General features: G+C 72.7%; 22 protein-coding genes. 10 read left to right on the top strand and 12 right to left on the bottom strand.

The window, feature by feature from the left end; genetic code table 11:
* Window positions 1-14: 14 nt before the first annotated feature.
* From BM237_RS04510 to BM237_RS04495, 4 genes are all read left to right on the top strand, one after another.
* Window positions 15-1,421 carry a class II fumarate hydratase gene (locus BM237_RS04510; protein WP_093847998.1) on the top strand — a complete coding sequence of 469 codons (1,407 nt, stop codon included), beginning with the start codon at window positions 15-17 and terminating at the stop codon, window positions 1,419-1,421.
* A 91-nt stretch (window positions 1,422-1,512) separates the two neighbouring features.
* Window positions 1,513-2,196: a cytidylyl-2-hydroxypropylphosphonate hydrolase gene (fomD, locus tag BM237_RS04505; RefSeq protein ID WP_093847996.1), complete on the top strand. Its 684-nt coding sequence runs from the start codon at window positions 1,513-1,515 to the stop codon at window positions 2,194-2,196.
* 176 nt (window positions 2,197-2,372) lie between these two features.
* On the top strand, window positions 2,373-3,050 hold the full coding sequence (locus BM237_RS04500) for a class I SAM-dependent methyltransferase (RefSeq protein ID WP_093847994.1): 678 nt from the start codon (window positions 2,373-2,375) through the stop codon (window positions 3,048-3,050).
* A gap of 47 nt (window positions 3,051-3,097) precedes the next feature.
* Window positions 3,098-5,212 carry a SpoIIE family protein phosphatase gene (locus tag BM237_RS04495; RefSeq protein WP_093847992.1) on the top strand — a complete coding sequence of 705 codons (2,115 nt, stop codon included), beginning with the start codon at window positions 3,098-3,100 and terminating at the stop codon, window positions 5,210-5,212.
* Window positions 5,213-5,319: 107 nt separating this feature from the next.
* On the opposite strand, the gene BM237_RS04490 is transcribed toward BM237_RS04495, so the two are convergent.
* Together BM237_RS04490 and BM237_RS04485 are read right to left on the bottom strand one after the other, a co-directional pair.
* Complete coding sequence (locus BM237_RS04490; RefSeq protein ID WP_093848146.1) at window positions 5,320-5,886, bottom strand: alkyl hydroperoxide reductase; 567 nt, start codon at window positions 5,884-5,886, stop codon at window positions 5,320-5,322.
* 17 nt (window positions 5,887-5,903) lie between these two features.
* Window positions 5,904-6,458 (bottom strand): peroxiredoxin, encoded by a 555-nt coding sequence (locus BM237_RS04485; RefSeq protein ID WP_093847990.1) that lies wholly within the window; start codon window positions 6,456-6,458, stop codon window positions 5,904-5,906.
* Between the two features lie 188 nt (window positions 6,459-6,646).
* Here BM237_RS04485 and BM237_RS04480 point away from each other — a divergent pair, with 188 nt between their 5' ends.
* Window positions 6,647-7,612, top strand: coding sequence for a LysR substrate-binding domain-containing protein (locus BM237_RS04480; protein ID WP_093847989.1), 966 nt, complete (start codon window positions 6,647-6,649; stop codon window positions 7,610-7,612).
* Between the two features lie 265 nt (window positions 7,613-7,877).
* Window positions 7,878-8,237, top strand: a complete 360-nt coding sequence (locus BM237_RS04475; RefSeq protein WP_093847987.1) for a WhiB family transcriptional regulator — start codon at window positions 7,878-7,880, stop codon at window positions 8,235-8,237.
* A gap of 118 nt (window positions 8,238-8,355) precedes the next feature.
* On the opposite strand, the gene glpX is transcribed toward BM237_RS04475, so the two are convergent.
* On the bottom strand, window positions 8,356-9,390 hold the full coding sequence (gene glpX / locus BM237_RS04470) for a class II fructose-bisphosphatase (RefSeq protein ID WP_093847985.1): 1,035 nt from the start codon (window positions 9,388-9,390) through the stop codon (window positions 8,356-8,358).
* Between the two features lie 169 nt (window positions 9,391-9,559).
* Between glpX and BM237_RS04465 the strand changes: the two genes are divergently transcribed.
* On the top strand, window positions 9,560-10,186 hold the full coding sequence (locus tag BM237_RS04465) for a DUF4245 domain-containing protein (RefSeq protein ID WP_425443643.1): 627 nt from the start codon (window positions 9,560-9,562) through the stop codon (window positions 10,184-10,186).
* A 79-nt stretch (window positions 10,187-10,265) separates the two neighbouring features.
* On the opposite strand, the gene BM237_RS04460 is transcribed toward BM237_RS04465, so the two are convergent.
* A complete protein-coding gene (locus BM237_RS04460) occupies window positions 10,266-10,571 on the bottom strand; it encodes an exodeoxyribonuclease VII small subunit (protein ID WP_093847981.1) in 306 nt (101 codons plus the stop codon).
* A 40-nt stretch (window positions 10,572-10,611) separates the two neighbouring features.
* Window positions 10,612-11,832 carry an exodeoxyribonuclease VII large subunit gene (gene xseA / locus BM237_RS04455; protein ID WP_093847979.1) on the bottom strand — a complete coding sequence of 407 codons (1,221 nt, stop codon included), beginning with the start codon at window positions 11,830-11,832 and terminating at the stop codon, window positions 10,612-10,614.
* A 93-nt stretch (window positions 11,833-11,925) separates the two neighbouring features.
* Here xseA and BM237_RS04450 point away from each other — a divergent pair, with 93 nt between their 5' ends.
* Window positions 11,926-12,906 (top strand): 4-hydroxy-3-methylbut-2-enyl diphosphate reductase, encoded by a 981-nt coding sequence (locus tag BM237_RS04450; protein WP_093847977.1) that lies wholly within the window; start codon window positions 11,926-11,928, stop codon window positions 12,904-12,906.
* Here the strand turns inward: BM237_RS04450 and BM237_RS04445 are convergent.
* On the bottom strand, window positions 12,903-13,661 hold the full coding sequence (locus tag BM237_RS04445) for a DUF6542 domain-containing protein (RefSeq protein ID WP_093847975.1): 759 nt from the start codon (window positions 13,659-13,661) through the stop codon (window positions 12,903-12,905). The genes BM237_RS04450 and BM237_RS04445 overlap by 4 nt on opposite strands.
* A 139-nt stretch (window positions 13,662-13,800) precedes the next feature.
* On the opposite strand from BM237_RS04445, the gene ychF reads away from it, so the two are divergent.
* Window positions 13,801-14,889 (top strand): redox-regulated ATPase YchF, encoded by a 1,089-nt coding sequence (gene ychF, locus BM237_RS04440; protein ID WP_093847973.1) that lies wholly within the window; start codon window positions 13,801-13,803, stop codon window positions 14,887-14,889.
* 83 nt (window positions 14,890-14,972) lie between these two features.
* Here the strand turns inward: ychF and BM237_RS04435 are convergent, their stop codons facing one another.
* Together BM237_RS04435 and BM237_RS04430 are read right to left on the bottom strand one after the other, a co-directional pair.
* Window positions 14,973-15,365, bottom strand: coding sequence for a PIN domain-containing protein (locus BM237_RS04435; protein WP_093847971.1), 393 nt, complete (start codon window positions 15,363-15,365; stop codon window positions 14,973-14,975).
* Entirely contained in the window at window positions 15,362-15,628 is a 267-nt protein-coding gene (locus BM237_RS04430; RefSeq protein WP_093848144.1) for a hypothetical protein, read from the bottom strand. Before BM237_RS04430 ends, BM237_RS04435 begins: the two co-directional genes overlap by 4 nt.
* Window positions 15,629-15,823: 195 nt before the next feature.
* Between BM237_RS04430 and BM237_RS04425 the strand changes: the two genes are divergently transcribed.
* The gene (locus BM237_RS04425; RefSeq protein ID WP_175540882.1) at window positions 15,824-18,004 is read left to right on the top strand and encodes a DEAD/DEAH box helicase; all 2,181 of its coding nucleotides are present in this window, start codon (window positions 15,824-15,826) and stop codon (window positions 18,002-18,004) included.
* Window positions 18,005-18,267: 263 nt separating this feature from the next.
* Here BM237_RS04425 and BM237_RS04420 read toward each other — a convergent pair whose 3' ends face one another.
* Genes BM237_RS04420 through BM237_RS04405 form a run of 4 tightly spaced genes read right to left on the bottom strand, consistent with a single transcriptional unit; the run spans window position 18,268 to window position 23,063 of the window.
* Complete coding sequence (locus BM237_RS04420) at window positions 18,268-18,798, bottom strand: Pycsar system effector family protein (protein ID WP_245793394.1); 531 nt, start codon at window positions 18,796-18,798, stop codon at window positions 18,268-18,270.
* Window positions 18,782-20,011, bottom strand: a complete 1,230-nt coding sequence (locus BM237_RS04415; protein WP_093847969.1) for a hypothetical protein — start codon at window positions 20,009-20,011, stop codon at window positions 18,782-18,784. The genes BM237_RS04420 and BM237_RS04415 overlap by 17 nt, the downstream gene beginning before the upstream one ends.
* A complete protein-coding gene (locus BM237_RS04410) occupies window positions 20,008-22,281 on the bottom strand; it encodes a hypothetical protein (RefSeq protein WP_093847967.1) in 2,274 nt (757 codons plus the stop codon). The genes BM237_RS04415 and BM237_RS04410 overlap by 4 nt, the downstream gene beginning before the upstream one ends.
* Window positions 22,278-23,063, bottom strand: a complete 786-nt coding sequence (locus BM237_RS04405; RefSeq protein WP_093847966.1) for a hypothetical protein — start codon at window positions 23,061-23,063, stop codon at window positions 22,278-22,280. The genes BM237_RS04410 and BM237_RS04405 overlap by 4 nt, the downstream gene beginning before the upstream one ends.
* Window positions 23,064-23,168: the final 105 nt, after the last annotated feature.

Raw genomic sequence — 23,168 nt, 5'->3', positions numbered from 1 at the left:
TTAGATTCGTCCCCATGACCGGGACGAGCGACGACAAGCGGCAATACCGGATCGAGCACGACTCCATGGGCGAGGTGCGGGTGCCCGCCCACGCCAGGTGGCGGGCGCAGACGCAGCGCGCCGTGGAGAACTTCCCCCTGTCCGGCCGGCGCCTGGAACGCGCGCACATCCAGGCGCTGGCCCGGATCAAGGCCGCCGCGGCCCGGGTCAACGCCGAGCTCGGCGTCCTGGACGCGGGTCTGGCCCGGGCCGTCGAACAGGCCGCCGAGGAGGTCGCCGAGGGCCGCTGGGACGACCACTTCCCCGTGGACGTCTTCCAGACCGGCTCCGGCACCTCCTCCAACATGAACATGAACGAGGTGCTGGCCACGCTCGCGAGCGAGAGCCTGGGCGCGCCGGTGCACCCCAACGACCACGTCAACGCCAGCCAGTCCTCCAACGACGTCTTCCCCTCCTCCATCCACATCGCGGCCACCGCCGCCGTCACCGGCGACCTGATCCCCGCGCTGGAGCACCTGGCACAGGCGCTGGAGCGCAAGGCCGAGGAGTTCGCCGAGGTCGTCAAGTCCGGCCGCACGCATCTGATGGACGCCACGCCCGTCACGCTCGGCCAGGAGTTCGGCGGCTACGCGGCGCAGGTGCGCTACGGGGTGGAACGGCTGCGCGCCTGCCTGCCGCGGCTGGCCGAGCTGCCGCTGGGCGGCACCGCGGTGGGCACCGGCATCAACACCCCGCCGGGCTTCCCGGCGGCTGTCATCGCCGAGATCGCCCGCGCCACCGGGCTGCCGCTGACCGAGGCCCGTGACCACTTCGAGGCCCAGGGCGCCCGGGACGCCCTGGTGGAGACCTCCGGGCAGCTGCGCACCATCGCCGTGAGCCTGACCAAGATCTGCAACGATCTGCGCTGGATGTCCTCGGGCCCGCGCACCGGGCTGGCCGAGATCCGCCTGCCCGATCTCCAGCCCGGCTCCTCGATCATGCCCGGCAAGGTCAACCCGGTGGTCCCCGAGGCGGTCCTGATGGTCGCCGCGCAGGTCATGGGCAACGACGCCACGGTCGCGGTGGCCGGCGCGTCGGGCAACTTCGAGCTGAACGTCATGCTCCCCGTCATCGCCCGGAACCTGCTGGAGTCGGTCCGGCTGCTGGCGAACTCCTCCCGGCTGCTGGCCGACCGCACGGTCGACGGCATCGAGGCCGACGCCGAGCGGGCCCGCGAGTACGCCGAGTCCTCCCCGTCCGTGGTGACCCCGCTCAACCGCTACATCGGCTACGAGGAGGCCGCGAAGGTGGCCAAGCGGTCCCTGGCCGAGCGCAGGACCATCCGCGAGGTCGTCCTGGAGGCCGGTTACGTCGAGCGCGGCATGCTCACTCTGGAGCAGCTCGACCGGGCCCTGGACGTGCTGCGCATGACCCGTCCCTGACCCGTCCCGGGCCTGCCCCCGGCCCGCGCCGCGGGCCGCGGGCAGGCCCGGATCCTGGGTCCGGCCCCCGGAGCGGGCCTAAGATCCGTGCATGACGGCGGACACGGCGGATCACACACACGCGGCGGGCGGCACCCGCTGGAGGGCCGGCGAGCACATCCTGTGGCGGTACCGGGCCAACGGCGGCGACGCCCTGCACATCTGCCGTCCGGTGACCGTCGTCCGCGACACCCCCGAACTGCTCGCCGTGTGGATGGCGCCGGGGACCGCCTGCGTCAAGCCGGAACTCGCCGACGGCACGCCCGTGCACCGCGAGCCGCTCGCCACCCGCTACACCAAGCCGCGCCGGGCGGTGCGGTCGCGGTGGTTCGGCACCGGGGTCCTCAAGCTCGCGCGGGCCGGCGAGCCCTGGTCGGTGTGGCTGTTCTGGGACCGCGGCTGGCGGTTCAGGAACTGGTACGTCAATCTGGAGGAGCCCCTGCACCGCTGGGCGGGCGGAGTGGACTCCGAGGACCACTTCCTGGACATCACCGTCCACCCCGACCGAACCTGGCAGTGGCGGGACGAGGACGAGTTCGAGCAGGCGCAGCGCGTCGGCCTGATGGACGCCGCCCAGGCCGGGCGTGTACGGGCCGCCGGGCGGCGCGCGGTGGAGGTGGTGCGCGACTGGGGCAGTCCCTTCCGCGACGGATGGGAGGACTGGCGGCCCGATCCCGGCTGGCGGATTCCGCCGCTGCCGGGCGACTGGGACCGCGAACCCGCACGGATCGGTTGAAAGGGATGGTGGGGCGGCCGCGCGTCTCGCATGATGGCGGAGGACGTTCCGCATTCCCTTGCTGTGCCCCCGGGCGTCGAAAGTAGGATCACCCCCGGACTCGGCGGAAAGCCCATCACAGCCAACTACCTTTCCATACAAGGTATTTGGCGCACCGCCGCGAGAGGAGCCCCAGCGTGAGCGACACGGAAGGCCACCAGGTGTACACGGGCTACGAGAGAGCGGCGATCGACCGCGCCGGACAGGCCGAGGCGTTCGACGCGATCGGCGACCGATACGACGACGTCTTCCCCCACAAGGAGGGGCAGCTGACCGCCGGCGCCTGGCTGGCGAAGGAGCTGCCCGCCGGCTCGCGGGTGCTCGACGTCGGCTGCGGCACCGGGGTCCCCACCGCCCGGCAGCTCGCCGACGCCGGCCACCGGGTCACCGGCATCGACATCTCGCCCGGCATGATCGAGCTGGGCCGGGCCAACGTCCCCGGCGCCGACTTCCGCCTGATGGACCTGGCCGACCTGGAGACCGCCGGTCTGGGACCCTTCGACGGCATCGCCGCCTTCTTCTCGCTGCTGATGCTGCCGCGCAAGGAGATCCCCGTCGCCCTGCGGATGCTGCACGGGCAGCTGCGCCCCGGCGGGCTGCTGGCGCTCGGCATGGTCGAGGCGGACGTGGACGACTTCGCCATCCCGTTCCTGGGCCACACGATCCGGGTATCCGGTTATCTGCGGGAGGAGCTGCGCCAGGTGGTGTCCGACGCGGGCTTCGAGATCGACGGGGAGGAGTCGTTCGCGTACGCGCCGGCCAGTACGGACGTCTCTCCCGAGATACAGGTCTTCCTCAACTGCCGACGCCCCTGAGTCCTCAAGCGCTGGGCCCGCCCGATGCACGGCGCGGCCCCGGACGGATGGAAACCCAACGCGTGACGGAGTATCCGACCCCCCGACAGTCCGCTGCCCGGCCGACGGGCGGCGGTGCTCGTACGGCCGCGCCCGCGCCGGAGAGAACGGCCGGGCGCGCCGACGCCGCGCACGCCGCGCTTCCCGATCCCCGGGACGAGCCGGGCGCGTCGGATCTGGCGGCCGCCGCCCCCAGGGACGCCCCCGTCCCGCCGGAGGTGCCCGCACCGGCCGCCGGGCGCCGCCCGCCCACCGGCCACACCCGGCCCGCGGGCGGCGACGAGCCGGCCGGCCGCAGCCGCCCCGCCGAGCCGGAGCCCGCCGACCGGGGCGCCGGTCCGGCGGCGGCCGGGCACCCCGGCACGGAGGAACCGGACGAGCGGGCCGAGCGGGAGCGGCGCGGGGGCGACCGGCTGCGCTTCGTGGGAGCCGCCACCCGGCGGATCGCCCGCGGCGTCGATCTGGACGAGACCGTGCTCGGGCTGTGCCGGGCCAGCGTCCCGGCGTTCTCCGACGCGATCCTGGTCTATCTGCGCGATCCGCTGCCGGTGGGGGACGAGCGCCCCACCGGGCCCTTCCTGCTGCGGCTGCGCCGCACCGACCGGCTGCCCGACTACGCCGCCCCGGCGTCCGCCGACGCCGACCCCTCCGACACCGGGGAGTTCCCGCTGCCCCTGCTCAACACCGTGCCGGAGGGCGCGGCGAACGGGACGCCGGAGCTGATCGAGGTGCGCGTCGGCGGCCCGCTGGCCGAGGTGCTGCGCGGGGTGCGCCCGGTCTTCGGCGACGCGCCCACCGTCCGCGAGGCGCTGCCCGAGCTGCTCGGCCCCGCCCGCGAGATCCCGGCCGGGCGCCGGTCGATCCTCGCCCCGCTGCGGGGGCGCCGCCGGGTGATCGGCGCGGCCGTGTTCCTGCGCCGCGCCGACCGGGCCGCCTTCGAGGGCGACGACCTGCTGGTGGCCGCGCAGCTGGCCACGCACACCGCGCTGGGCGTGGACAAGGCGGTGCTCTACGGACGCGAGGCGTACATCGCCGACGAGCTCCAGCGCACCATGCTCCCCGACGAGCTGCCCCAGCCCACCGGGGTGACGCTGGCCAGCCGCTACCTGCCGGCGGCCGAGACCGCCCGGGTGGGAGGCGACTGGTACGACGCGATACCGCTGCCCGGCGGCCGGGTGGCCCTGGTCGTCGGGGACGTCATGGGCCACTCCATGACCTCCGCGGCGATCATGGGCCAGCTGCGCACCACCGCCCAGACCCTGGCCGGGCTCGACCTGCCGCCGCAGGAGGTGCTGCACCACCTCGACGAGCAGGCCCAGCGGCTGGGCAGCGACCGGATGGCGACCTGCCTGTACGCCGTCTACGACCCGGTCGCCCACCGGATCGTGGTGGCCAACGCCGGGCACCCGCCGCCGGTGATGCTGCACCGCGACGGCCACGCCGAGGTGCTGCGCGTCCCGGCCGGGGCGCCCATCGGGGTGGGGGGCGTGGACTTCGAGGCGGTGGAGCTGGACGCCCCGGCCGGCGCCACGCTGCTGCTCTACACCGACGGCCTGGTGGAGTCCCGCCACCGGGACGTGTGGACCGGTATCGAGCAGCTGCGCGAGAAGCTGACCGACACCGCGGGGCTGACCCGCCCCGACACCCCGCCGCCGCTGGAGCCTCTGTGCGACGAGGTGCTGGACATCCTCGGCCCCGGCGACCGGGACGACGACATCGCGCTGCTGGCGGCCCGCTTCGACGGCATCCCGCCCAGCGACGTGGCCTACTGGTACCTCGATCCGCGCGCCCAGACCGCGCGGCAGGCCCGCCGGCTGGCGCGGCGGGCGCTGGAGCGCTGGGACCTGACGGATCTGTCGGACTCCGTGGAGCTGCTGGTCAGCGAGGTGGTGACCAACGCCGTCCGCTACGCCGAGCGGCCCATCACGTTGCGGCTGCTGCGCACCGACACGCTGCGCTGCGAGGTCGGTGACGACGTGCCGCAGCTGCCCAGGCTGCGGCAGGCCAGGGCGACGGACGAGGGCGGCCGGGGCCTGTATCTGGTCAACCGGCTGGCCCGGCGCTGGGGCGCGACCCGGCTGAGCACCGGCAAGGTGGTCTGGTTCGAGCTGCCCATGCCGTAGCGCGGCCGCAAGGCGAACGGAGCGGACCCCGCACCACTGGTGGTGGTGCGGGGTCCGCTCCGTTCACGCGGAGAATTCCCGGTGGCCCGTCAGGTTGTGGCGGCCCGTCAGACCGCCGCGGCCGCCGGGGCGTCCGCCTGCGCTCCGGCCAGCGTGGCCTCGGCGTCCAGCACCGTGCCGACGGCCTGGACGACGGAGGCGATCTTGAAGGCCTCCTGGACCGTCTCACGGTCCACACCGGCCTTGCGGAGTACCTGCTCGTGGGAGTCCAGGCACTGTCCGCAGCCGTTGACCGCGGAGACGGCCAGCGACCACAGCTCGAAGTCGGTCTTGTCCACGCCCGGGTTGCCGATGACGTTCATCCGCAGGCCCGCGCGCAGGGTGCCGTACTCCGGGTCCGACAGCAGGTGCCGGGTGCGGTAGAAGACGTTGTTCATCGCCATGACGGCCGCGGCGGCCTTGGCGGCGGTGTACGCCTCGGGGGAGAGGTTGGCCTTCGCCTCCGGCTCCAGCTCGGTGAGCACCTTCGGCGAGCGCGAGGCGATCGCGCAGGCCAGCACCGTGCCCCACAGCTGCTGCCGGGGCAGGTCGGAGTTCCCTATCACGGAGCCGAGGTTGAGCTTGAGGTCCTTGGCGTAAGCCGGCAGGGCCGACTTCAGGTCGTCGAGAGCCATGTCGTCGTCCCAGTCCCTCACTCGCCCGAGAGCAGCTTGACCGGGTCGAGGGTCTCCTCGCCCTTGGACCAGTTGCAGGGGCACAGCTCGTCGGTCTGCAGGGCGTCCAGGACCCGCAGGACCTCCTTGGGGTTACGGCCGACGGAGCCGGCGGTCACCATGGTGAACTGGATCTCGTTGTTCTGGTCGACGATGAAGACGGCGCGCTGGGCGTAGCCGTCCTCGCCCTCGACGCCGCAGTCCCGCATCAGCTCGTGCTTGGGGTCGGCCAGCATCGGGAAGGGCAGGTCGCGCAGGTCGGCGTGGTCCTTGCGCCAGGCGTGGTGCACGAACTCCGAGTCGCCCGAGACACCGAGGATCTGGGCGTCGCGGTCGGCGAACTCGTCGTTCAGCTTGCCGAAGGCGGCGATCTCGGTCGGGCAGACGAAGGTGAAGTCCTTCGGCCAGAAGAAGACGACCTTCCACTTGCCCTCGTAGGTCTTGTGGTTGATCTGCTCGAACGCCTTGTCGGCGTCGAGGTCCACACAGGCGGTCAGATCGAACTCGGGGAACTTGTCACCGACAGTGAGCACGCTCGCTCCTTGTTGCGTGGAAAAGCCCGTAACGGGGCTTTCCTGAGGGTTGGACGTGATCCACACTGCCATAGCCCACATTGATCACAGAAATAGCTAGACTCACTGGCGTTGATCGGAGGTGGTTATCAGTGACTCTGTCGGCACACAGGCCGCGCCAGGAGTCCCGCGGGCGGCCCCAGCAGGGGATGGCGCCGCATGGCCGGCGGACCCGCCGGCCCACGCTGTCCCAGCTGCGGGCGTTCGCGGCCGTGGCGGACAACCTTCACTTCCGGGAGGCCGCCGCGGAGATCGGGATGAGCCAGCCGGCTCTCTCGGGCGCCGTCGCGGCGCTGGAGGAGTCGCTGGGCGTGAAGCTGCTGGAGCGTACGACCCGAAGAGTACTGCTCTCACCGGCGGGTGAGCGTCTGGCGTCCAGAGCCCGGACGGTGCTGGACGCGGTGGAGGACCTGCTGGAGGAGGCGGAGGCGGCGCGTGCCCCCTTCACGGGCGCGCTGCGACTGGGAGTGATCCCGACCTGCGCCCCCTATCTGCTGCCGACGATCCTGAGGCTCGTTCACGATCGCTATCCGGCACTGGATCTGCAGGTGCACGAGGAGCAGACCGCCTCGCTGCTCGACGGCCTGGTGGCCGGGCGGCTCGACCTGCTGCTGCTCGCGGTGCCGCCCGGCGCGCCGCAGACCGCGGGCGCCGGCGGGGTGGAGACGGTGCCCTTGTTCGACGAGGACTTCGTGCTGGTGACCCCGAGCGGCCACGAACTGGCCGGCCGGGGCCGCCTGCCCCGCGAGACGCTGCGCGGTCTGGAGCTGCTGCTTCTGGACGAGGGGCACTGCCTGCGCCAGCAGGCCCTGGACGTGTGCCGGGAGGCCGGGCGGACCGAGGGGGTGCCGGCCACCACGAGCGCGGCGGGGCTGTCCACCCTGGTCCAGCTCGTCGCCGGCGGCCTGGGCGTGACGCTGCTGCCGCGCACCTCGCTGCACGTGGAGACGGAGCGCAACGAACTGCTGGCGACCGCGTGCTTCGCCGACCCCGCGCCCTCGCGGCGGATCGGCCTGGCGATGCGGGCGGGAACGGCCCGGCGGGACGAGTTCGCGGTGCTCGCCAAGGATTTGCGGGAGGCAATGCGTCCGCTTCCGGTGCGCCTCGTGGACTGACGGTGCGCCGGATTCGCACGCCGGCCCGGCCCGCCGCACGTCACGCTGTGCACACGGCCGCCGTACGCCCTGCCGGGCACCTCGGGACGGGTGCGCGGCGGGCCGTCCGGCCGTACGCCACCGTATGCATAAGCGTGCGCACAGTGGGTAGAGCCGATGCATCGTCTCTCGTACGGCCGCAGCGCGAACTGCCGTGCGCAGCAAGGCGGGTCAGGGTGACTCAATCGAAAGATCGAACAGCCGTAGCCGTCGTCAGGAGTGGACCGTGCTGCAAACGCCGCATCAGTCTCCGCAGGCCACCGTCGTCCCCGTCCAGCGCACCTCCTCGCGCGAGCAAACCGGACCGTGGCACTCCGAGGCGGTCTGCCGCAGGGACGAGGCCGGCCTGTTCTTCGCGCCCTCCAAGGAGCCCACGGCGGCCCGCCTTTCGCGCGAGCAGGCGGCCAAGCGGGTCTGCGCCCGCTGCCCGGTGCTCGTCGAATGCCGTGAGCACGCGCTGCTCCAGCCCGAACCGTACGGAGTGTGGGGCGGGTTGACCGCGGCCGAGCGCAGAGTGATGCTCGCCCGCCGCCGTCGCCACGACGCCGAGCTGGGGCAGCCGGCCCAGGTGTCCCGTATCGCCTGACGGTTCCCGCCGTACCCCGGCCCCCGCCTGGCAGCTCACCCGGCAGCCCGCCCGGAACCGCCCTCGGGACCGGCTCCGCCCCCGCGGCGGCGGGCCCGGCGGCCCGCCGCCGGGCGTGTCAGCGGGCCCGGTCGAAGTCGACCGCGCTGTAGGCGCGCAGTTTCGACAGCTTGTGGGTGGAGTCGATCTGGCGGATGGTGCCGGACCTCGACCGCATCACCAGGGACTGGGTGGTGGCCGTCTCCGCGCGGTAGCGCACCCCCCGCAGCAGGTCGCCGTCGGTGATGCCGGTGGCGACGAAGAACACGTTGTCGCCGCTGACCAGGTCGTCGGTGGTCAGGACGCGGTCCAGATCGTGGCCCGCGTCGATCGCCTTGTGCCGCTCCTCGTCGTCCTTGGGCCACAGCCGGCCCTGGATCACACCGCCCAGGCACTTGATCGCGCAGGCGGCGATGATGCCCTCCGGCGTGCCGCCGATGCCCAGCAGCAGGTCGACGCCCGTGCCCTCGCGGACGGCCATGATCGCGCCCGCCACGTCGCCGTCGGAGATGAACTTGATCCGGGCGCCGGACTCCCGGACCTCCTTGACGATGCCGTCGTGGCGCGGCCGGTCGAGGATGACGACGGTGACGTCCTCCGGAGTGCCGCCCTTGGCCTTGGCGACCCGGCGGATGTTGACCGCCGGCGGGGCGGTGATGTCGACGAACTCGGCCGCCTCCGGGCCGGTGGCGAGCTTGTCCATGTAGAACACGGCCGACGGGTCGAACATCGAACCGCGCTCGGCCACGGCCAGCACCGACACCGCGTTGCCCATGCCCTTGGCGGTCAGTGTCGTGCCGTCCACCGGGTCCACGGCCACGTCGCACTCCGGGCCGGTCCCGTCGCCCACGCGCTCACCGTTGTAGAGCATCGGGGCCTCGTCCTTCTCCCCTTCGCCGATGACGACGACGCCGTTCATCGAGACGGTGGAGACCAGGGTGCGCATCGCGCGGACGGCCGCCGCGTCCGCGCCGTTCTTGTCGCCGCGGCCGACCCAGCGGCCCGATGCCATGGCGCCCGCCTCGGTCACGCGGACGAGTTCGAGGGCGAGGTTGCGGTCGGGTGCCTCGGGGCTTACTTCGAGCTGGGAGGGAAGGTGGTGGTGATCGGTCATCGTGACGCACCTTTCTGCACGTCTGTACGGCGTCCGAACGCGACGGCCGAAGTGTTGAGGGTGCCTTCGACCCTATCCGGAGCAGTGGCAAAGTGAGCAGGCTGCCCCACGGATGAGCGCAACGGGGGTGGTGGTCCGGGCGGAAACGGGCATGGGGGACGATGGAGGCGTGGCAGCAAGCACGGAGAACAAGCGCGGTAGGCAGACGGCCCGGGACATGGTGCTGTCGTTGCTGGTGATCCTTCTGGGTGCGGGGTTCGTGTACCTGCTCGTCCCGCACGACGACTCACTGGACCCGGTGCGTCCGATCAGCTACGACGTGGAGCTGGTCACGGCGCGGCGCGCGGCGCCGTACCCGGTGGCGGCGCCCGCGGGGCTGCCGGACACCTGGCGCGCGACCTCGGTGGGCTACAAGCGGCAGAGCGACCTCGGGGCCGTGTGGCACCTGGGCTTCATGGACCCCGACGACCAGTACGCGGCCGTGGAGCAGAGCGACGGCGAGCCGGAGAAGTTCATCAGGAGCGTCACCCACGGGGCAAAACCGGCCGACCGGACCCAGGCGGTCGGCGGCGAGGAGTGGGAGCGCTACGAGGGCGCCAAGTACGACGCGCTGGTCCGGCGGGATTCCGGGGTGACCACGGTGGTGACGGGCACCGCGTCCTTCGAGAGCCTCACGCGGCTGGCCGCCGCGCTGGAGTCGGAGCGGGCCGGCGCCCCGGAGGAGAGCGGAGAGACCGGGGCGGGCGGCGAGTCCGGCAGGCCCCCGGAGACCACCGGGGCGTCCGGGAAGGACTGAGCAAAAGCACCGGCCGGCGGCGGGCGGCGTCCCCGCCCGCCGTGCGCGGCGGCGCCGGGACCGCCTGGACCCGCCCCCGTCACTCCCGCCCGTTCGCGGCTCCCGCGCCGTCCGCCGCCCCCTCATCGCCGGCGACCCCGTCGGCGGTGCCGTCAGCGGTCCCCTCCCCGTCCTCGGCCAGCACCGCGTCCAGCCGCGCACGGGCGCCCTCCAGCCGGCGGCGGCAGACCGCGGCCAGCTCCTCGCCCCGCTCCCACAGCGCCAGGGACTCCTCCAGCGTGGAGCCGCCCGCCTCCAGACGGCGGACCACGGCGACCAGCTCGTCGCGCGCCTGCTCGTAGCCCATCTCCCCGGCCGGCGGGGCGTCCGTACTCGTGTCTGTCATGCCGCTCAGCCTAGTGTCGGGGCCCGACAGCGCGGCTTGCTCACTCCTCCTCGCCGCGCCGCGCGACCACCGTCAGCTCGCCGTCGGCCACCCGGGCGCGCAGCCGCTCGCCGTCGGCCACCTCCCCCGCCGCCCGCACCGCGCTCCCGTCGGCCCGCTGCAGCACCGCGTAGCCGCGTGCGAGCGTCGCGGCGGGGGAGAGGGCGACGACCCGGGCGGCGGTGTGCTCCAGCTCCGCCTCGGCCCGCGCCAGCAGATGCCCGAACGTCCGGCGGGCGCGGTCGAGCACCGCCGCGACCTGCTCCTCGCGCTCGGCCACCATCGCGTGCGGCCGGGCCATCACCGGGCGGCTCATGGTGTCCGCCAGCCCGCGCTCCTGCCGCTCCAGCATCCCCCGAACCGCCCGCAGCGCCCGCTCGCGCAGCTGCCGCACCCGCTCCAGCTCCTCGCGCACGTCCGGCACGACGTCCTTGGCGGCATGGGTGGGCGTACGGGAGCGCAGGTCGGCGACCAGATCCAGCAGGGGGGTGTCCGGCTCGTGCCCGATGGCCGAGACCACCGGGGTGACGCAGCCGGCCACCGCCCGCACCAGCCGCTCGTCGGAGAAGGGCAGCAGATCCTCCACGCTGCCGCCGCCCCGGGCCACGATGATCACGTCCACGGCCGGGTCGGCGTCCAGCTCCCGCACCGCGTCGATCACCTGCGGCACCGCGTGCACGCCCTGCACGGCCACGTTGCGCACGGCGAAGCGCACCGCGGGCCAGCGCTGCCGCGCCGTCTCCAGCACGTCCCGCTCGGCGGCGGAGGCGCGGCCGGTGACCAGGCCGACCAGACCGGGCAGGAACGGCAGCGGCTTCTTCCGCTCGGCCGCGAACAGGCCCTCTGCGGCCAGCGACCTCTTCAGCTGCTCCAGCCGCGCCAGCAGCTCGCCCATCCCCACCGGCCGGATCTCGCTCACCCGCAGGGAGAGCTGACCGCGCGGCGCGTACCACTCCGGCTTGCCCAGCGCCACGATCCGGGCGCCCTCGCCCACCACGTCCGCCACCTTGTCGAAGACGGCGCGGTAGCAGGTCACCGTCAGCGAGACGTCGTAGGAGGGGTCGCGCAGGGTCAGGAACACCATCCCCGCGCCGGGGCGCCGGGAGAGCTGGGTGATCTGCCCCTCGACCCACACCGCGCCCAGCCGGTCGATCCATCCGCCGATCAGCCGCGACACCTCGCCGACGGGGACCGGCGCCTCGGGCGACGTGTTGAGAGCCATGGAAGGAGGCTAGCGGCACCCCCCGACAGCCGGGGCCCGCCCGCCCGTCCCGCCCCGCCGGGCGCCCGCGGCCCGGGCCCGTACGATGGCCCCATGACTGCTACGACCGCACGCCGGGTCCTCCTCGCCGCGCCCCGCGGCTACTGCGCGGGCGTCGACCGCGCCGTGATCGCCGTCGAGAAGGCGCTGGAGCAGTACGGCGCGCCGATCTACGTGCGCAAGGAGATCGTCCACAACAAGTACGTCGTGGAGACCCTGCGGAAGAAGGGCGCGATCTTCGTCGACGAGACGGAGGAGGTGCCCGAGGGCTCCATCGTGATCTTCTCCGCCCACGGGGTCGCCCCGGTCGTCCACGAGGAGGCCGAGCGGCGGAAGCTGGCGACCATCGACGCCACCTGCCCCCTGGTGACCAAGGTCCACAAGGAGGCCGTCCGCTTCGCCAAGGACGACTACGACATCCTCCTGATCGGCCACGAGGGCCACGAGGAGGTCATCGGCACCAGCGGTGAGGCGCCCGACCACATCACGCTGGTCGACGGCCCCGGGGACGTGGAGAACGTCGAGGTGCGCGACCCGGAAAGGGTCGTCTGGCTCTCCCAGACCACGCTGTCGGTCGACGAGACGATGGAGACGGTCGACGCGCTCAAGGAGCGGTTCCCGGCGCTGGTCAGCCCACCGAGCGACGACATCTGCTACGCCACCCAGAACCGCCAGACCGCGATCAAGCAGGTCGCCGCCGAATCCGACCTGGTCATCGTCGTCGGCTCGAAGAACTCCTCCAACTCCGTCCGCCTGGTCGAGGTCGCCCTCGGCGCGGGCGCGAAGGCCGGCCACCTGGTCGACAACGCCTCCGAGATCGACGAGGCATGGCTGGAGGGGGTCGCCACCGTCGGCGTCACCTCGGGCGCCTCGGTGCCGGACGTGCTGGTCGAGGGCGTCCTGGAGTGGCTGGCCGAGCGCGGCTACGGCGATGTGGAGGTCGTCCAGCCGATGGAGGAGAAGCTGACCTTCTCCCTGCCCAAGGAGCTGCGCCGGGATCTGCGGACCGAGGCCGGGCGCAAGGCCGCCGGCTAACCGGCGGGCTGCTGCGCGGGCCGATCCCCGGCATCCCCGACATCCCTGGCATCCCTGGCCTCTCCGCCCTCCCCGGCCCCGGCCCCCGCGCCGGCGGAGGCGGCCGGGGCCGGGGGCCGGGGCCGCGCTCCGGCTTTCCTCCTCCCGGCCGCGGCCCTTCCCACCCCGCGGGGCCCGGCACGCCTGGTGCCGGGCCTGCGGCCGGCCCGCCCGCGGGCGACCGCGACGGCCACGGCGGTCAGGGTGCCCCCGTAGAGCCATCCGGCGTGTACGGCCAGCGCGGTCACCAGCTCCACCAGCCGGTCCGCCGGCCCGCCCGAGCCCGCGCTGACGAAGACCAGCCCGGCGGTGAACGCGATCGGTACGGCGATCGGCGCGGCGGCCAGGTCGGCCGGGCGCACCCACAGCGCGCACACGGCACTGACCAGCACGAAGGAGATCCCGTAGACCGCCGGCCGGCCGTCCAGCAGCAGCGCGTCCAGCCCGCCGGCCAGCAGCATCGCGCCCGTGGCCAGCAGCCCGCAGCCCAGCCCGGTCAGGCGCGCGCCCGGCGGCCACTCGCGCCGGGCGTCCTGTGCGGCCCGTGCGGCCCGGGCGTCCGTGCGGAGCGGGCCCGGAGCGGGCCGCTCCGGGGCGCTCCGGCGCGTGCTCTCCCCGGTTTCGGGGGACGAGCCGGTTTCGGGGGACGAGGACGAGGACTGAGCCGTCCGGCGCCGCGGACGGAGACGGGGGATGCGCGCACTGTGTTGCTCCACCGCACCAACGTAGGCCGGGCACCGGCCCGGAGCCCGGGACGGACACGCCAGGGCCGCCCTTTGGAGTGCCCGTAGACTGGTGGATCGGCCCCCATCCGGGCCGGTCCACCAAGATCCTCTCGCTACGGGAAGTCGCCACGTGTCGCTCACGATCGGAATCGTCGGCCTGCCCAATGTCGGCAAGTCGACCCTGTTCAACGCCCTGACCAAGAACGACGTCCTGGCGGCCAACTACCCGTTCGCCACCATCGAGCCGAACGTCGGTGTCGTCGGCGTCCCCGACTCCCGGCTCGCCCGGCTCGCGGAGATCTTCGGCTCCCAGCGCGTCCTGCCCGCGACCGTCGACTTCGTCGACATCGCCGGCATCGTGCGCGGCGCGAGCGAGGGGGAGGGGCTGGGCAACAAGTTCCTGGCGAACATCCGCGAGTCGGACGCGATCTGCCAGGTCATCCGCGCCTTCGACGACGAGAACGTGGTCCACGTCGACGGCAGGGTCTCGCCGAAGGACGACATCGAGACGATCGACACCGAGCTGATCCTCGCCGACATCCAGACCATCGAGAAGGTCCTGCCCCGGCTCCAGAAGGAGTCCCGGATCAAGAAGGACGTCCAGCCCAAGGTCAAGGCGGTCGAGGAGGCCAAGGCCATCCTGGACGAGGGCCGCACGCTGTTCTCGGCCGGCATCGTCCAGGGCTCCGAGCGGGCCGAGCTCCTGCACGACCTGCACCTGCTCACCACCAAGCCCTTCCTCTACGTCTTCAACGTGGACGAGGACGAGCTGACCGACGAGGCGTTCAAGGAGGAGCAGCGCAAGCTGGTCGCCCCGGCCGAGGCGATCTTCCTCAACGCCAAGCTGGAGTCCGACCTCGCCGAGCTGGAGGAGGACGAGGCCCTGGAACTGCTCCAGTCGGTCGGCCAGGAGGAGCCGGGCCTGGCCACCCTCGCCCGCGTCGGCTTCGACACCCTCGGCCTCCAGACGTACCTGACGGCGGGCCCGAAGGAGGCCCGCGCCTGGACGATCAAGAAGGGCGCCACGGCCCCCGAGGCGGCCGGCGTGATCCACACCGACTTCCAGAAGGGCTTCATCAAGGCCGAGGTCATCTCCTTCGAGGACCTGGTCGAGACGGGCTCGGTGGCCGAGGCCCGCGCCAAGGGCAAGGCCCGCATGGAGGGCAAGGACTACGTGATGCGCGACGGCGACGTGGTGGAGTTCCGCTTTAACGTGTGACCGTATCGCCAGAGGCGGCCTGACCTGCGAGAACGTTGGTCAGGCCGTCTTGCTGTCCGAAGGAGGCCGCAGACCCTCGGAGGTCAGACAGTGCGGATGACGGGAGCGGGCTTGATGTCCTGGGCGTCGATGAGGGCGCGGATGTCGTACGGGTCGGAGGTCCAGATGATCGCCCCGATACCGGCAGCCATGACGACGACGGTGGCGTCGACGCTGTCTGCCGTGCCTGCCTTCCCGCAGAGAACGCCAGCGGCCTTGGCGGTTTCGAGGCCCACGGGTACGACACGGCACCCGGCGAGGAACTTGCCGAGCCTGACCTGGCGGCGGGAGTCCCGCCATGCCTGGCTGACGACCACGGAGGGCACGTGGATGTCCCTGCCGTCTTCGAGAGCCAGGCTGTGCCGGGCCCACATGCGCCGGTCGTCGTTGTCGATGGCGATCAGCGCACCGGCGTCGTACAGGTAGGGGATGTTCACGCGGCCGATGCCCCCGTGCCGCTGAGGTACTCGGCGTCGGCGTCGGCCATCTCGGCGTGGGCAGCAGCGAGCTCTTGCGGTGTGAAGGCACCGTGCTCCGCCTGCCACTGCTGGATCACGGCCCGCCCGGCCCGCAGCCGCAACTCTCGTTCGGCTGCTCCGGCGACGAGCCGGGAGAGCGGGATGCCCTCCTCCTCGGCAGCACCGGCCAGGGCCTCGACCAGGGAGTCATCGAGAGTAATCGTTACCTTCTTGGTGGCCATACCAGCACCATAGCGCGGTATGGCGGGAGTGGGTGGGTTTTTGGCGGCGGGGACGTCCTTCCGGGCCCGGCCGAGGGGCTGACGCAGCGAGGTGGTTCGGCGATCCGCCAGCGTTTCAAGGCCGTACCGGGCGGCGCACCACGGTCGGCGCGGGTGGTGGGAGGATGTGGGAAGTGTGGGAGAGGGGCGGGGCGGGTGGGGCGGGGCGAGCGGGACACAGTCACGAGGGGAGCGCGACTGCACGAAGCGGCGCAGGCCGTTGTCGGTGACCACGGCAAGGCGGTCGGCGCGGTGCGGGCGGCGCTTGAGCCGATCCACGACGCGGCGGTCAAGCGGGAGCTTGACACCATCCCCGTCGCCCGGCTGCAAGATGTCACCGAAGGACGCCTGCGGCTGGGGAACGTGGAGAAGAGCGGCCTGCGCACGGTGGGCCGTGTTCTCGAAGCGGGCCCCTACAGGTTGCGCCGGATTCCCGGGGTGGGGCAGCGCACCGTCGACCAGATGCTCGCCGCAGCTCGCCGGCTTTCCGAGGCCGTGCACGAGACGGTGGCCGTCCACATTGATGTGGACCGGCCGGAGCCGAGCACCACCGCACTCGTCATGACCTTGCAGGTTCTGGTGGAAGCGGGACCGGACGCCCGGCGCGCGGTGGACCGAGCCACAGCCTTGTCGGAGCGGCTCGGCCCGCTGCTGGCCGACGCGAGGCCCGCCGCTGGGCGCTTCAGGATGCTTCTGACCGGCCGGGAGAAGAGGGCGCGCGTCCTGGCGGCGGTCAACGAGATCCGCTCGCTGATGGACGAGGCAGAGCAGGCGGGTCTGCTTGAGCTGTTCGCCCAGACATCGGTGGACCTGTTGCGCGGATCCTCGTCCGACATCGCGGCCTGGGTGGACTTCGAACTCCGTTCCGCCGAGTACTACAGCCTGCTCGCCGAGATCTCCGGTCGGCCGCCTGACACGGCCGCAGCCGAGGGCTTCCTGCCGGAGGAGATCGCCGAGCGGGTACGGACCCAGTACCTCGACGACTCGTATCGGCGGGTCTCCCTGCGCGGCTACCAGGCGTTCGGCGCGCGCTTCGTCCTTGCGCAGCGCAAGGTCGTACTCGGCGACGAGATGGGTCTCGGGAAGACCATCCAGGCGATCGCCGTGCTGGCACACCTGGCCGCCGAGGGGCAGAGCCACTTCATGGTCGTCTGCCCGGCGAGCGTTCTCGTGAACTGGACTCGGGAGATCGAGGCCCGCAGTGCCCTTCGCGTCACGGTGCTCCACGGCCCCGACCGGCACTGTGCGTTCGCCGACTGGAAAGAGCGGGGCGGGGTGGGGGTGACCACGTTCGACGCACTGCGCGGCTTTCCTGCACCTGGTGGTGGGGAGGTCGGACTGCTCGTCGTCGACGAAGCGCACTCCGTGAAGAACCCGAAGGCCAAGCGGTCTCAGTCGGTCGCGTTGTGGACGGATCGTTGTGAGCGCAGTCTCTTCATGACCGGGACCCCGATGGAGAACCGGGTCGTGGAATTCCGCAACTTGGTCCGGATGCTCGATGGAGGGGTCGCGGACTCCCTGGGCGAGCGAGACGCCCTGGTGGGATCGGTCGCCTTTCGCAGGGCCGTCGCTCCGGTCTACCTGAGGCGTAACCAGGAGGACGTACTGACGGAGCTTCCCAGTCTTCAGCAGACCGACGAGTGGGAGGAGCTGAGCGCATCGGACGAGGGGGCCTACCGCGAAGCCGTGCGCGCCGGCAACTTCATGGCGATGCGCAGGGCTGCGTACATGCACCCCGAGAAGTCGGCCAAGCTGGACCGCCTCCGCGAGATCGTTCAGGAGGCCGGCGAGAACGGGCAGAAGACGGTGGTCTTCTCCTACTTCAAGGATGTGCTGGGAGTGGTGAAGGCAGCACTCGCCGCGGGCCCCGCTGCCGGCGCCGCGGTGTTCGGTCCGCTCATCGGAAGCGTTGCGGCGGGGCGGAGGCAGCAGATCGTCGACGACTTCGCCGGTGTCTCGGGACCAGCGGTGCTCCTGGCACAGATACAGGCGGCCGGCGTCGGCCTCAACATGCAGGCTGCCTCCGTCGTCATCATCTGCGAACCGCAGATCAAGCCGACCATCGAGCACCAGGCAGTTGCCCGGGCCCACCGCATGGGCCAGGTCAGGCCGGTTCGCGTGCACCGCCTGCTCGCCACTGGGGGAGTGGACGAACGCATGGTGAAGATGCTGGAGGAGAAGACCCGCCTGTTCGATGCCTACGCCCGCCGTAGCGCCGTGGCCGAATCCACCCCGGACGCGGTCGACGTGTCGGACACCGAGCTGGCCCGCCGGATAGTCGAGGAGGAACAGGCACGCCTGGGCATGACGAGAAGGAGGCCGACGGCACCCGGGTGAGGGGCCATCCGTTCCGCAACCAGTCCGCGGACACCCGCTTCAACGTGTAGCGGGCGAGTCGTCACCACGCTGCCGGCCGGAGAACGTCCGGGCCGGAAGAGGCCCGCCCTCCCCGGGGGCCCCGGGCTGTTTCCCGTGCCGGGACGGCACCTGGTGTGCCGGTGTCTCCTCGCCTGTTACTTACATCTATGTAAGTAACAGCGTTGTTAGTATCCCAGGGGTGAGTCGGAGGGTGTGCCGGACTCCGGGAGGAGGAGCTCTCGCTATCCCGAGCCCGCCAGGGCCGCTCCGCACAGCATGAGGCCGGTGGCCAGGCAGCAGGTGCCCCATCGCAGCCAGCGGTACTTGGAGGCGAGGATGAGGCTGACGTCCACCAGTTGAACCGTCAGCCACGACACCCGGTCGCGGGCCGCCGCGGTGATCGCCTGGACGAGCCGCTCGGTGTCCGGCGGCGCCACGACGATGTCCTTGAAGAACGTCATCCCGGGCCCCGGCCGGGCGGTGCCGGTGCGGGGCATGACGACCCAGGCCAGCAGCGCCGTGCCGACGGCCCACAAGGCTCCCCCGGCGGCGAACAGGACCTTCATGGCGCCGGTCACCGAGGACGGGGCCCACACTTCTCCGCCCAGGAGCAGCACGGGCACCGCGAAGGCGCCCGAGAGCAGCACGGCCGCCTTGCTGTCGGCCCGGGCGAGATCCTCCCGGGCGGTGGCCAGAAGCCGTTCGGTCACGTAGACGGCCGACTCCTGGCCGGCCGGGGGCACGCCGGTGGCGGCCTCACCCGTTGTGCTCATCGGTGCCCTCCCGCTCCGGCCGGTGCGGCTCCTGCCTGATGTAGTCCACCCTCCCGCCGTCGGACCCCGCCGGCGGCTCGTCCTGCGTCTGTGCCGTGCCCGGCGGTACGGCGGCGGGGGTCTCCGGCGGCATGGCGGGCGGAACGGGCGGCATGGGGGGAGCGCCCGGCGCGAGCGGAGCGGGCGGCGTGTCCGCGACCGGCGCGGCCGGCTCCCGGACCGTGGTGATCCACTGCCCGGTCACCTGGTCGGCCGGCGGCACCGGCAGTGCCGTCGGGGGCTGCGGCAGACCGCTGTCGAACAGCGCTCTGCCGGTGGCCCGGGCGTAGTCGATGAGCTGCTGCACCTGCCCCTCCACCTGATGGCGCTGTACGACGCCCTGGTCGATCAGCCGCGTGAGGTACTCCAGGGCCCCCTGCCGCTGCTGCCGCGCCTGGCCCTGCAGTTCGTGCAGGATCTCCTGGGCCCGGGCCGGGTCCTGCGCGAGCATGTGGGCGTACTGCCCGGCCTCGCCCGCGGCGATGAGCTCCTGCGCGGCGGCCAGGTTGGACTGCACCCGGGCGGCGTCCGCCTGGTCCCTCGCCGACTGCACGATCGCGGTGTGCTGCACGTCCAGCAGGGCCTGCTTGTGGTCGGCGGCGGCCCGGCCCAGGTCGATGCGCACGTACACCGTGGTGGTCAGGCCGATGTCGGCACCGAGGGAGGCCTGGCTTCCGGTGGCCAGCTCGGTCTGGATCGCCTCGTCGGCCTGCTGGGCGCCGTCGAGTCCGTAGCGCCTGGTGAAGGTCCGCAGCCGGGCCAGCAGGGGAGCGCGCAGCATCTTCTCGACGTCCACCACCCGCTTCTCCGCGGCCAGCAGGAAGTCCTGGACCTCCCAGTGGATGTCCACCGCGCAGGTGAAGTTGCCCTCGTCGCCCCGGGTGGGCAACCGCATCTCGAAGGATGTCTGGTGCCGGCCCTGGGCGATCATGCAGACCGACACCGGCCGCCTTCCGAACCGGGGCCTGCCGTGGTGCCGCGCGCCGCGTACGGTGATGACGCTGTGGCCGCCGTTGCGGTAGTGCACGACGGCCGCCTGCTGCAGCCCGACGTGCCGGTAGGGGCCGTCCGGCGTGACCTCGAACAGGAACGGCCCCCGCAGGTCGCCCGGCAACATCACACTGTTGTCGAAGGGCCTGCCTGACGGTACCTGGTGGTGGATGTTCTGGTTCATCGGGTTCTTCCTGTCCGGACCGTCTGCAGGAGGCGGTGGGCGTATTCCTGGGCCAGCGGGTCGTCGGGGTCCTGGGAGAGTTTTCCGATCAGCGAGAGCATCCGCTGCCGGTCGTCGTCGGTCAGCACCAGCAGGGGCAGGAAGCCGAGGACGGCCGCCTCCCACGGCTTGCCGGGGCATGTGCGCAGCCAGGTGGCCACGGCATCCAGCGCCGCCCGGTAGGAGCGGCTGGTGTTGAGGGCGGTCCACAGCAGCCCGGCGACCTCGGACGCCTGGTCCGGACGTGTCGCGCAGATCGCCAGCGCCAGCGGCCACTTCCCGTGACCGGCGAGCTCCGCGGCCGGGTTCCACACGTTCTCCACCAGCGTCTCGGCCAGGAACAGCGTGCTGACCAGGCCGAGGTTCTGATGCTGCCGTCTGCTGTCGCCGAGCCACGCCCGGATCCTGGCCAGCGGTTCCCGGCCGGAGGCGGAGCCCGCCAGGTGTGCGACGCTCTGCGCCGCGACGGACCGCAGTCGGCCGTCCTCCCAGGTGCCGATCCGGCCGAGCCTGCCCAGCGCCTCTCCCATGGTCCGGGTCGCGGTACCCCGGCTGAGCACCGCGGCGGCCGTCCACCGGAGATTGCCGTCTCCGCGGGCACCCCAGTTCTTCACCAGCGACCGCAGGGCCTCGCCGACCGCCGGGTCGTCGAGCACGTCCTGCAGGGCGGTGGCGACGAACAGGCCGCGACGGGCCTGGTCGGACTCGGCCATCGGGATGAGCAGTTCCCCGAGTGTGTGGGCGCAGTCGAGGCGGCACAGTTCGCCCGCCGCCACGGCGGCCCTGGTCCACACGTCCTCGCGCGGGTCTCCGCAGAGCGAGTCCAGCCAGCGCAGCACCGGGCCGCGCATGTTGTGGTGGTGCTCCCACAGATGGGCGAGCAGGGCCGGAGCGAGGGCGGGGCCGAGGAACCGTACGGTGCGGACCGGGATGTCCTCGCCCGCCACCACCGGCTGGAGGCTGATCCGGGTGGTGGCGCGGGCCGAGGTGAGCCTGGTCTCCAGGCCGTCGCCGAGCAGCGGCCGTCCGGGCACCCGTTCGGGATCGGCGGTCACCGCCAGTTCCCAGGTGAGGAGTTCCGCGGCCTCGGCGGCGACGTTGAAGGAGCTGTTGCCGAACACCGCGAGTGCGATCCGGTATGCCGCGTCCCGCAGCGCGGGCAGGGTCTCGGCCGCCGTGCCGCCCGCGAACCACTCGCGGACCTGCTCGGCGGCGAATCCGCGGCACGCGGTCAGCAGTTCCTCCTCGGTCAGCTCGCCGGTGACCTGCCGCGCCACGAGACCGGCGAGTCTGGCGGCCTCGGCGGGCAGCAGCGCCTCCAGTCCGAGCGCGGCCCGTACGGTGTCCCGGCGGGCCAGCAGCCGGGCCGCCTCCCTCGCCTCGGCGGGCGCGCTGTCGAGTTCGGCGGTCAGGTGGCCGTCGAGTACGGCGTCCTCGGCGGCGGGTGTGTGCGCGCGGCGGTAGCGGGCCTGCGGTGCGCCGGGGACGCCGGCGGCGGGTACGGACAGCAGCACGGCGTAGGCGCCGCGGTCGGCCAGCAGGCGGCACAGCCGGTCCAGGTGCAGTTCCCCGGGCAGCCGGCCGTCGGCCGGCTCCAGGGTGTAGCCGTGGCCCTCGGCTATGCGACCGCCCTCGTCGTCCGAGTCCAGACCGGCGAGGTCGGATCCGGGGTCCAGCCGGGACACCTTCCCGCGGGTGAGGTCGTCGAGGAGCGACAGGGCGGTGTACGTCCGCCCGCTGCCGGGCTGACCGCAGAGCACCAGCAGGCGGTCGTCACGCAGTTGCCGTTTGAAGTCCTCGTAGTCCGGCGGCCGGGTGAACCGCCGCCGCAGCCGCCGCAGTTCGTCCTCGGGCAGCGGTCCGGCGAGCAGGGACGCCCGGGCGGTGTCACCGAAGCGGAAGTTGACCGCCCCGATGGTGCCGCCGACGTAGGTGCTGGAGTCGCGCAGGAAGAACGCCCGGGACTCGCGCGCGATGCGGGCGGCGGCCCCTCCGGCCGCTGCCCGCCCCTCCTTGGCCGACGGGTCGGTCTCCGAGTCGCCGAAGAGTTCGTCCTCCGGGGGCCCGCCGGGCGCGGCGGGGCCGTCGTCCTGCCGTGGCCCGCGGTCCTGCCCTCCGGGCCGGTCCGGCTGCGGTCGGCCGCCACCTCCGCCGCTTCCGCCGCTTCTTCCGTCCGTTCCGGGCTCGCTGTCCGCCCGGGCCTCGGGGGCGTCCGTGTCACCGGCGCTCATGCGCGTCCCTTGGAGCCGTCGGCACCGCCGCGACGCCGGTCGAAGGTGAGGTCACCGAACTTGCCCTGCAGCACCTGCCCGGAGCCGTAGTGGGTCACGGTGCCGAACCGGAAGTCGTCCCCGGCGCCGTCCCGCCGTCCGGTGTCCTCCTCCGGCGGCCCGTCCTCCTCGGGTGGTTCGGCGTTCTCCTCCCGGCCGGGGAGCGGCGGCGGTGCGGTGCGGCCCGGCACCGTGAACCAGGGCCGCTGGTCCCCCTCCCGGAGCGGGACGTGGTACTGGCGGTAGTGGTCCGGCTCGATCCACCGGCCGCCGTGCCGGACGACGTCCCGGTAGAGCTGCTCGGTGACGGCCACCAGCAGCGGCGAGTGCGGTGCGGCGGCCAGTACGGCCTTGGCCTCGGGGCAGTTGCCGATCCGGCAGGCGAGGTCGACCGCGGCCCCGGAGAAGCCCTGTCCGTCCGGGGTGAAAGGGCCGACGTTGAGCCCGGCGCGCAACCGCAGCGGCCGGTTCAGCTCCCTGTTGACCTGGCGCAGGTTCTGGTGGAGGTACTCCACCCACTCGCCCGCGAGTGCTTCGGTGCGACGTGGCTCCACCACGGCGAGAATGCCGTCGCCGCGGTCCTCCTGGGCCAGCCTGGCGTCGCTGATGCCCGCCCTGTCGAAGGCGTCCTCCGCCACCTGGTAGATCCGCGCGCGCAACCCGGGACGGTCCGGGTCGGGGGTCGTGCCCGACCCCTGGGCGTCCAGGCTGATGATGAATCCGTACCGCGTCTCGCCGTGCATGGCCTCACTGCCTCTCGCCCCGGGTTCCCCGGTGTCCGCCTTGGCCTCGTCGTCACTGTCCCGCAGCGGGTGGGGCCGCGCTGTAGCCGTTTACACACCCCGCCC

This window comes from Streptomyces mangrovi, from assembly GCF_900114215.1.
In the GTDB taxonomy this organism is placed as follows: Bacteria; Actinomycetota; Actinomycetes; order Streptomycetales; family Streptomycetaceae; genus Streptomyces; species Streptomyces barkulensis.
Note: the sequence above shows the minus strand (reverse complement) of the source record. Positions and strands in the feature narration are given on the sequence as shown.

What these genes read in the sequence shown, in the direction of transcription:
- BM237_RS04510 (WP_093847998.1), top strand. Translation starts at nt 15, where the DNA reads ATGACCGGGACGAGCGACGACAAGCGGCAATACCGGATCGAGCACGAC.
- fomD (WP_093847996.1), top strand. Translation starts at nt 1,513, where the DNA reads ATGACGGCGGACACGGCGGATCACACACACGCGGCGGGCGGCACCCGC.
- BM237_RS04495 (WP_093847992.1), top strand. Translation starts at nt 3,098, where the DNA reads ATGGAAACCCAACGCGTGACGGAGTATCCGACCCCCCGACAGTCCGCT.
- BM237_RS04490 (WP_093848146.1), bottom strand. Translation starts at nt 5,886, where the DNA reads ATGGCTCTCGACGACCTGAAGTCGGCCCTGCCGGCTTACGCCAAGGAC.
- BM237_RS04480 (WP_093847989.1), top strand. Translation starts at nt 6,647, where the DNA reads ATGGCGCCGCATGGCCGGCGGACCCGCCGGCCCACGCTGTCCCAGCTG.
- glpX (WP_093847985.1), bottom strand. Translation starts at nt 9,390, where the DNA reads ATGACCGATCACCACCACCTTCCCTCCCAGCTCGAAGTAAGCCCCGAG.
- BM237_RS04460 (WP_093847981.1), bottom strand. Translation starts at nt 10,571, where the DNA reads ATGACAGACACGAGTACGGACGCCCCGCCGGCCGGGGAGATGGGCTAC.
- xseA (WP_093847979.1), bottom strand. Translation starts at nt 11,832, where the DNA reads ATGGCTCTCAACACGTCGCCCGAGGCGCCGGTCCCCGTCGGCGAGGTG.
- BM237_RS04450 (WP_093847977.1), top strand. Translation starts at nt 11,926, where the DNA reads ATGACTGCTACGACCGCACGCCGGGTCCTCCTCGCCGCGCCCCGCGGC.
- BM237_RS04430 (WP_093848144.1), bottom strand. Translation starts at nt 15,628, where the DNA reads ATGGCCACCAAGAAGGTAACGATTACTCTCGATGACTCCCTGGTCGAG.
- BM237_RS04420 (WP_245793394.1), bottom strand. Translation starts at nt 18,798, where the DNA reads ATGAGCACAACGGGTGAGGCCGCCACCGGCGTGCCCCCGGCCGGCCAG.
- BM237_RS04415 (WP_093847969.1), bottom strand. Translation starts at nt 20,011, where the DNA reads ATGAACCAGAACATCCACCACCAGGTACCGTCAGGCAGGCCCTTCGAC.
- BM237_RS04410 (WP_093847967.1), bottom strand. Translation starts at nt 22,281, where the DNA reads ATGAGCGCCGGTGACACGGACGCCCCCGAGGCCCGGGCGGACAGCGAG.
- BM237_RS04405 (WP_093847966.1), bottom strand. Translation starts at nt 23,063, where the DNA reads ATGCACGGCGAGACGCGGTACGGATTCATCATCAGCCTGGACGCCCAG.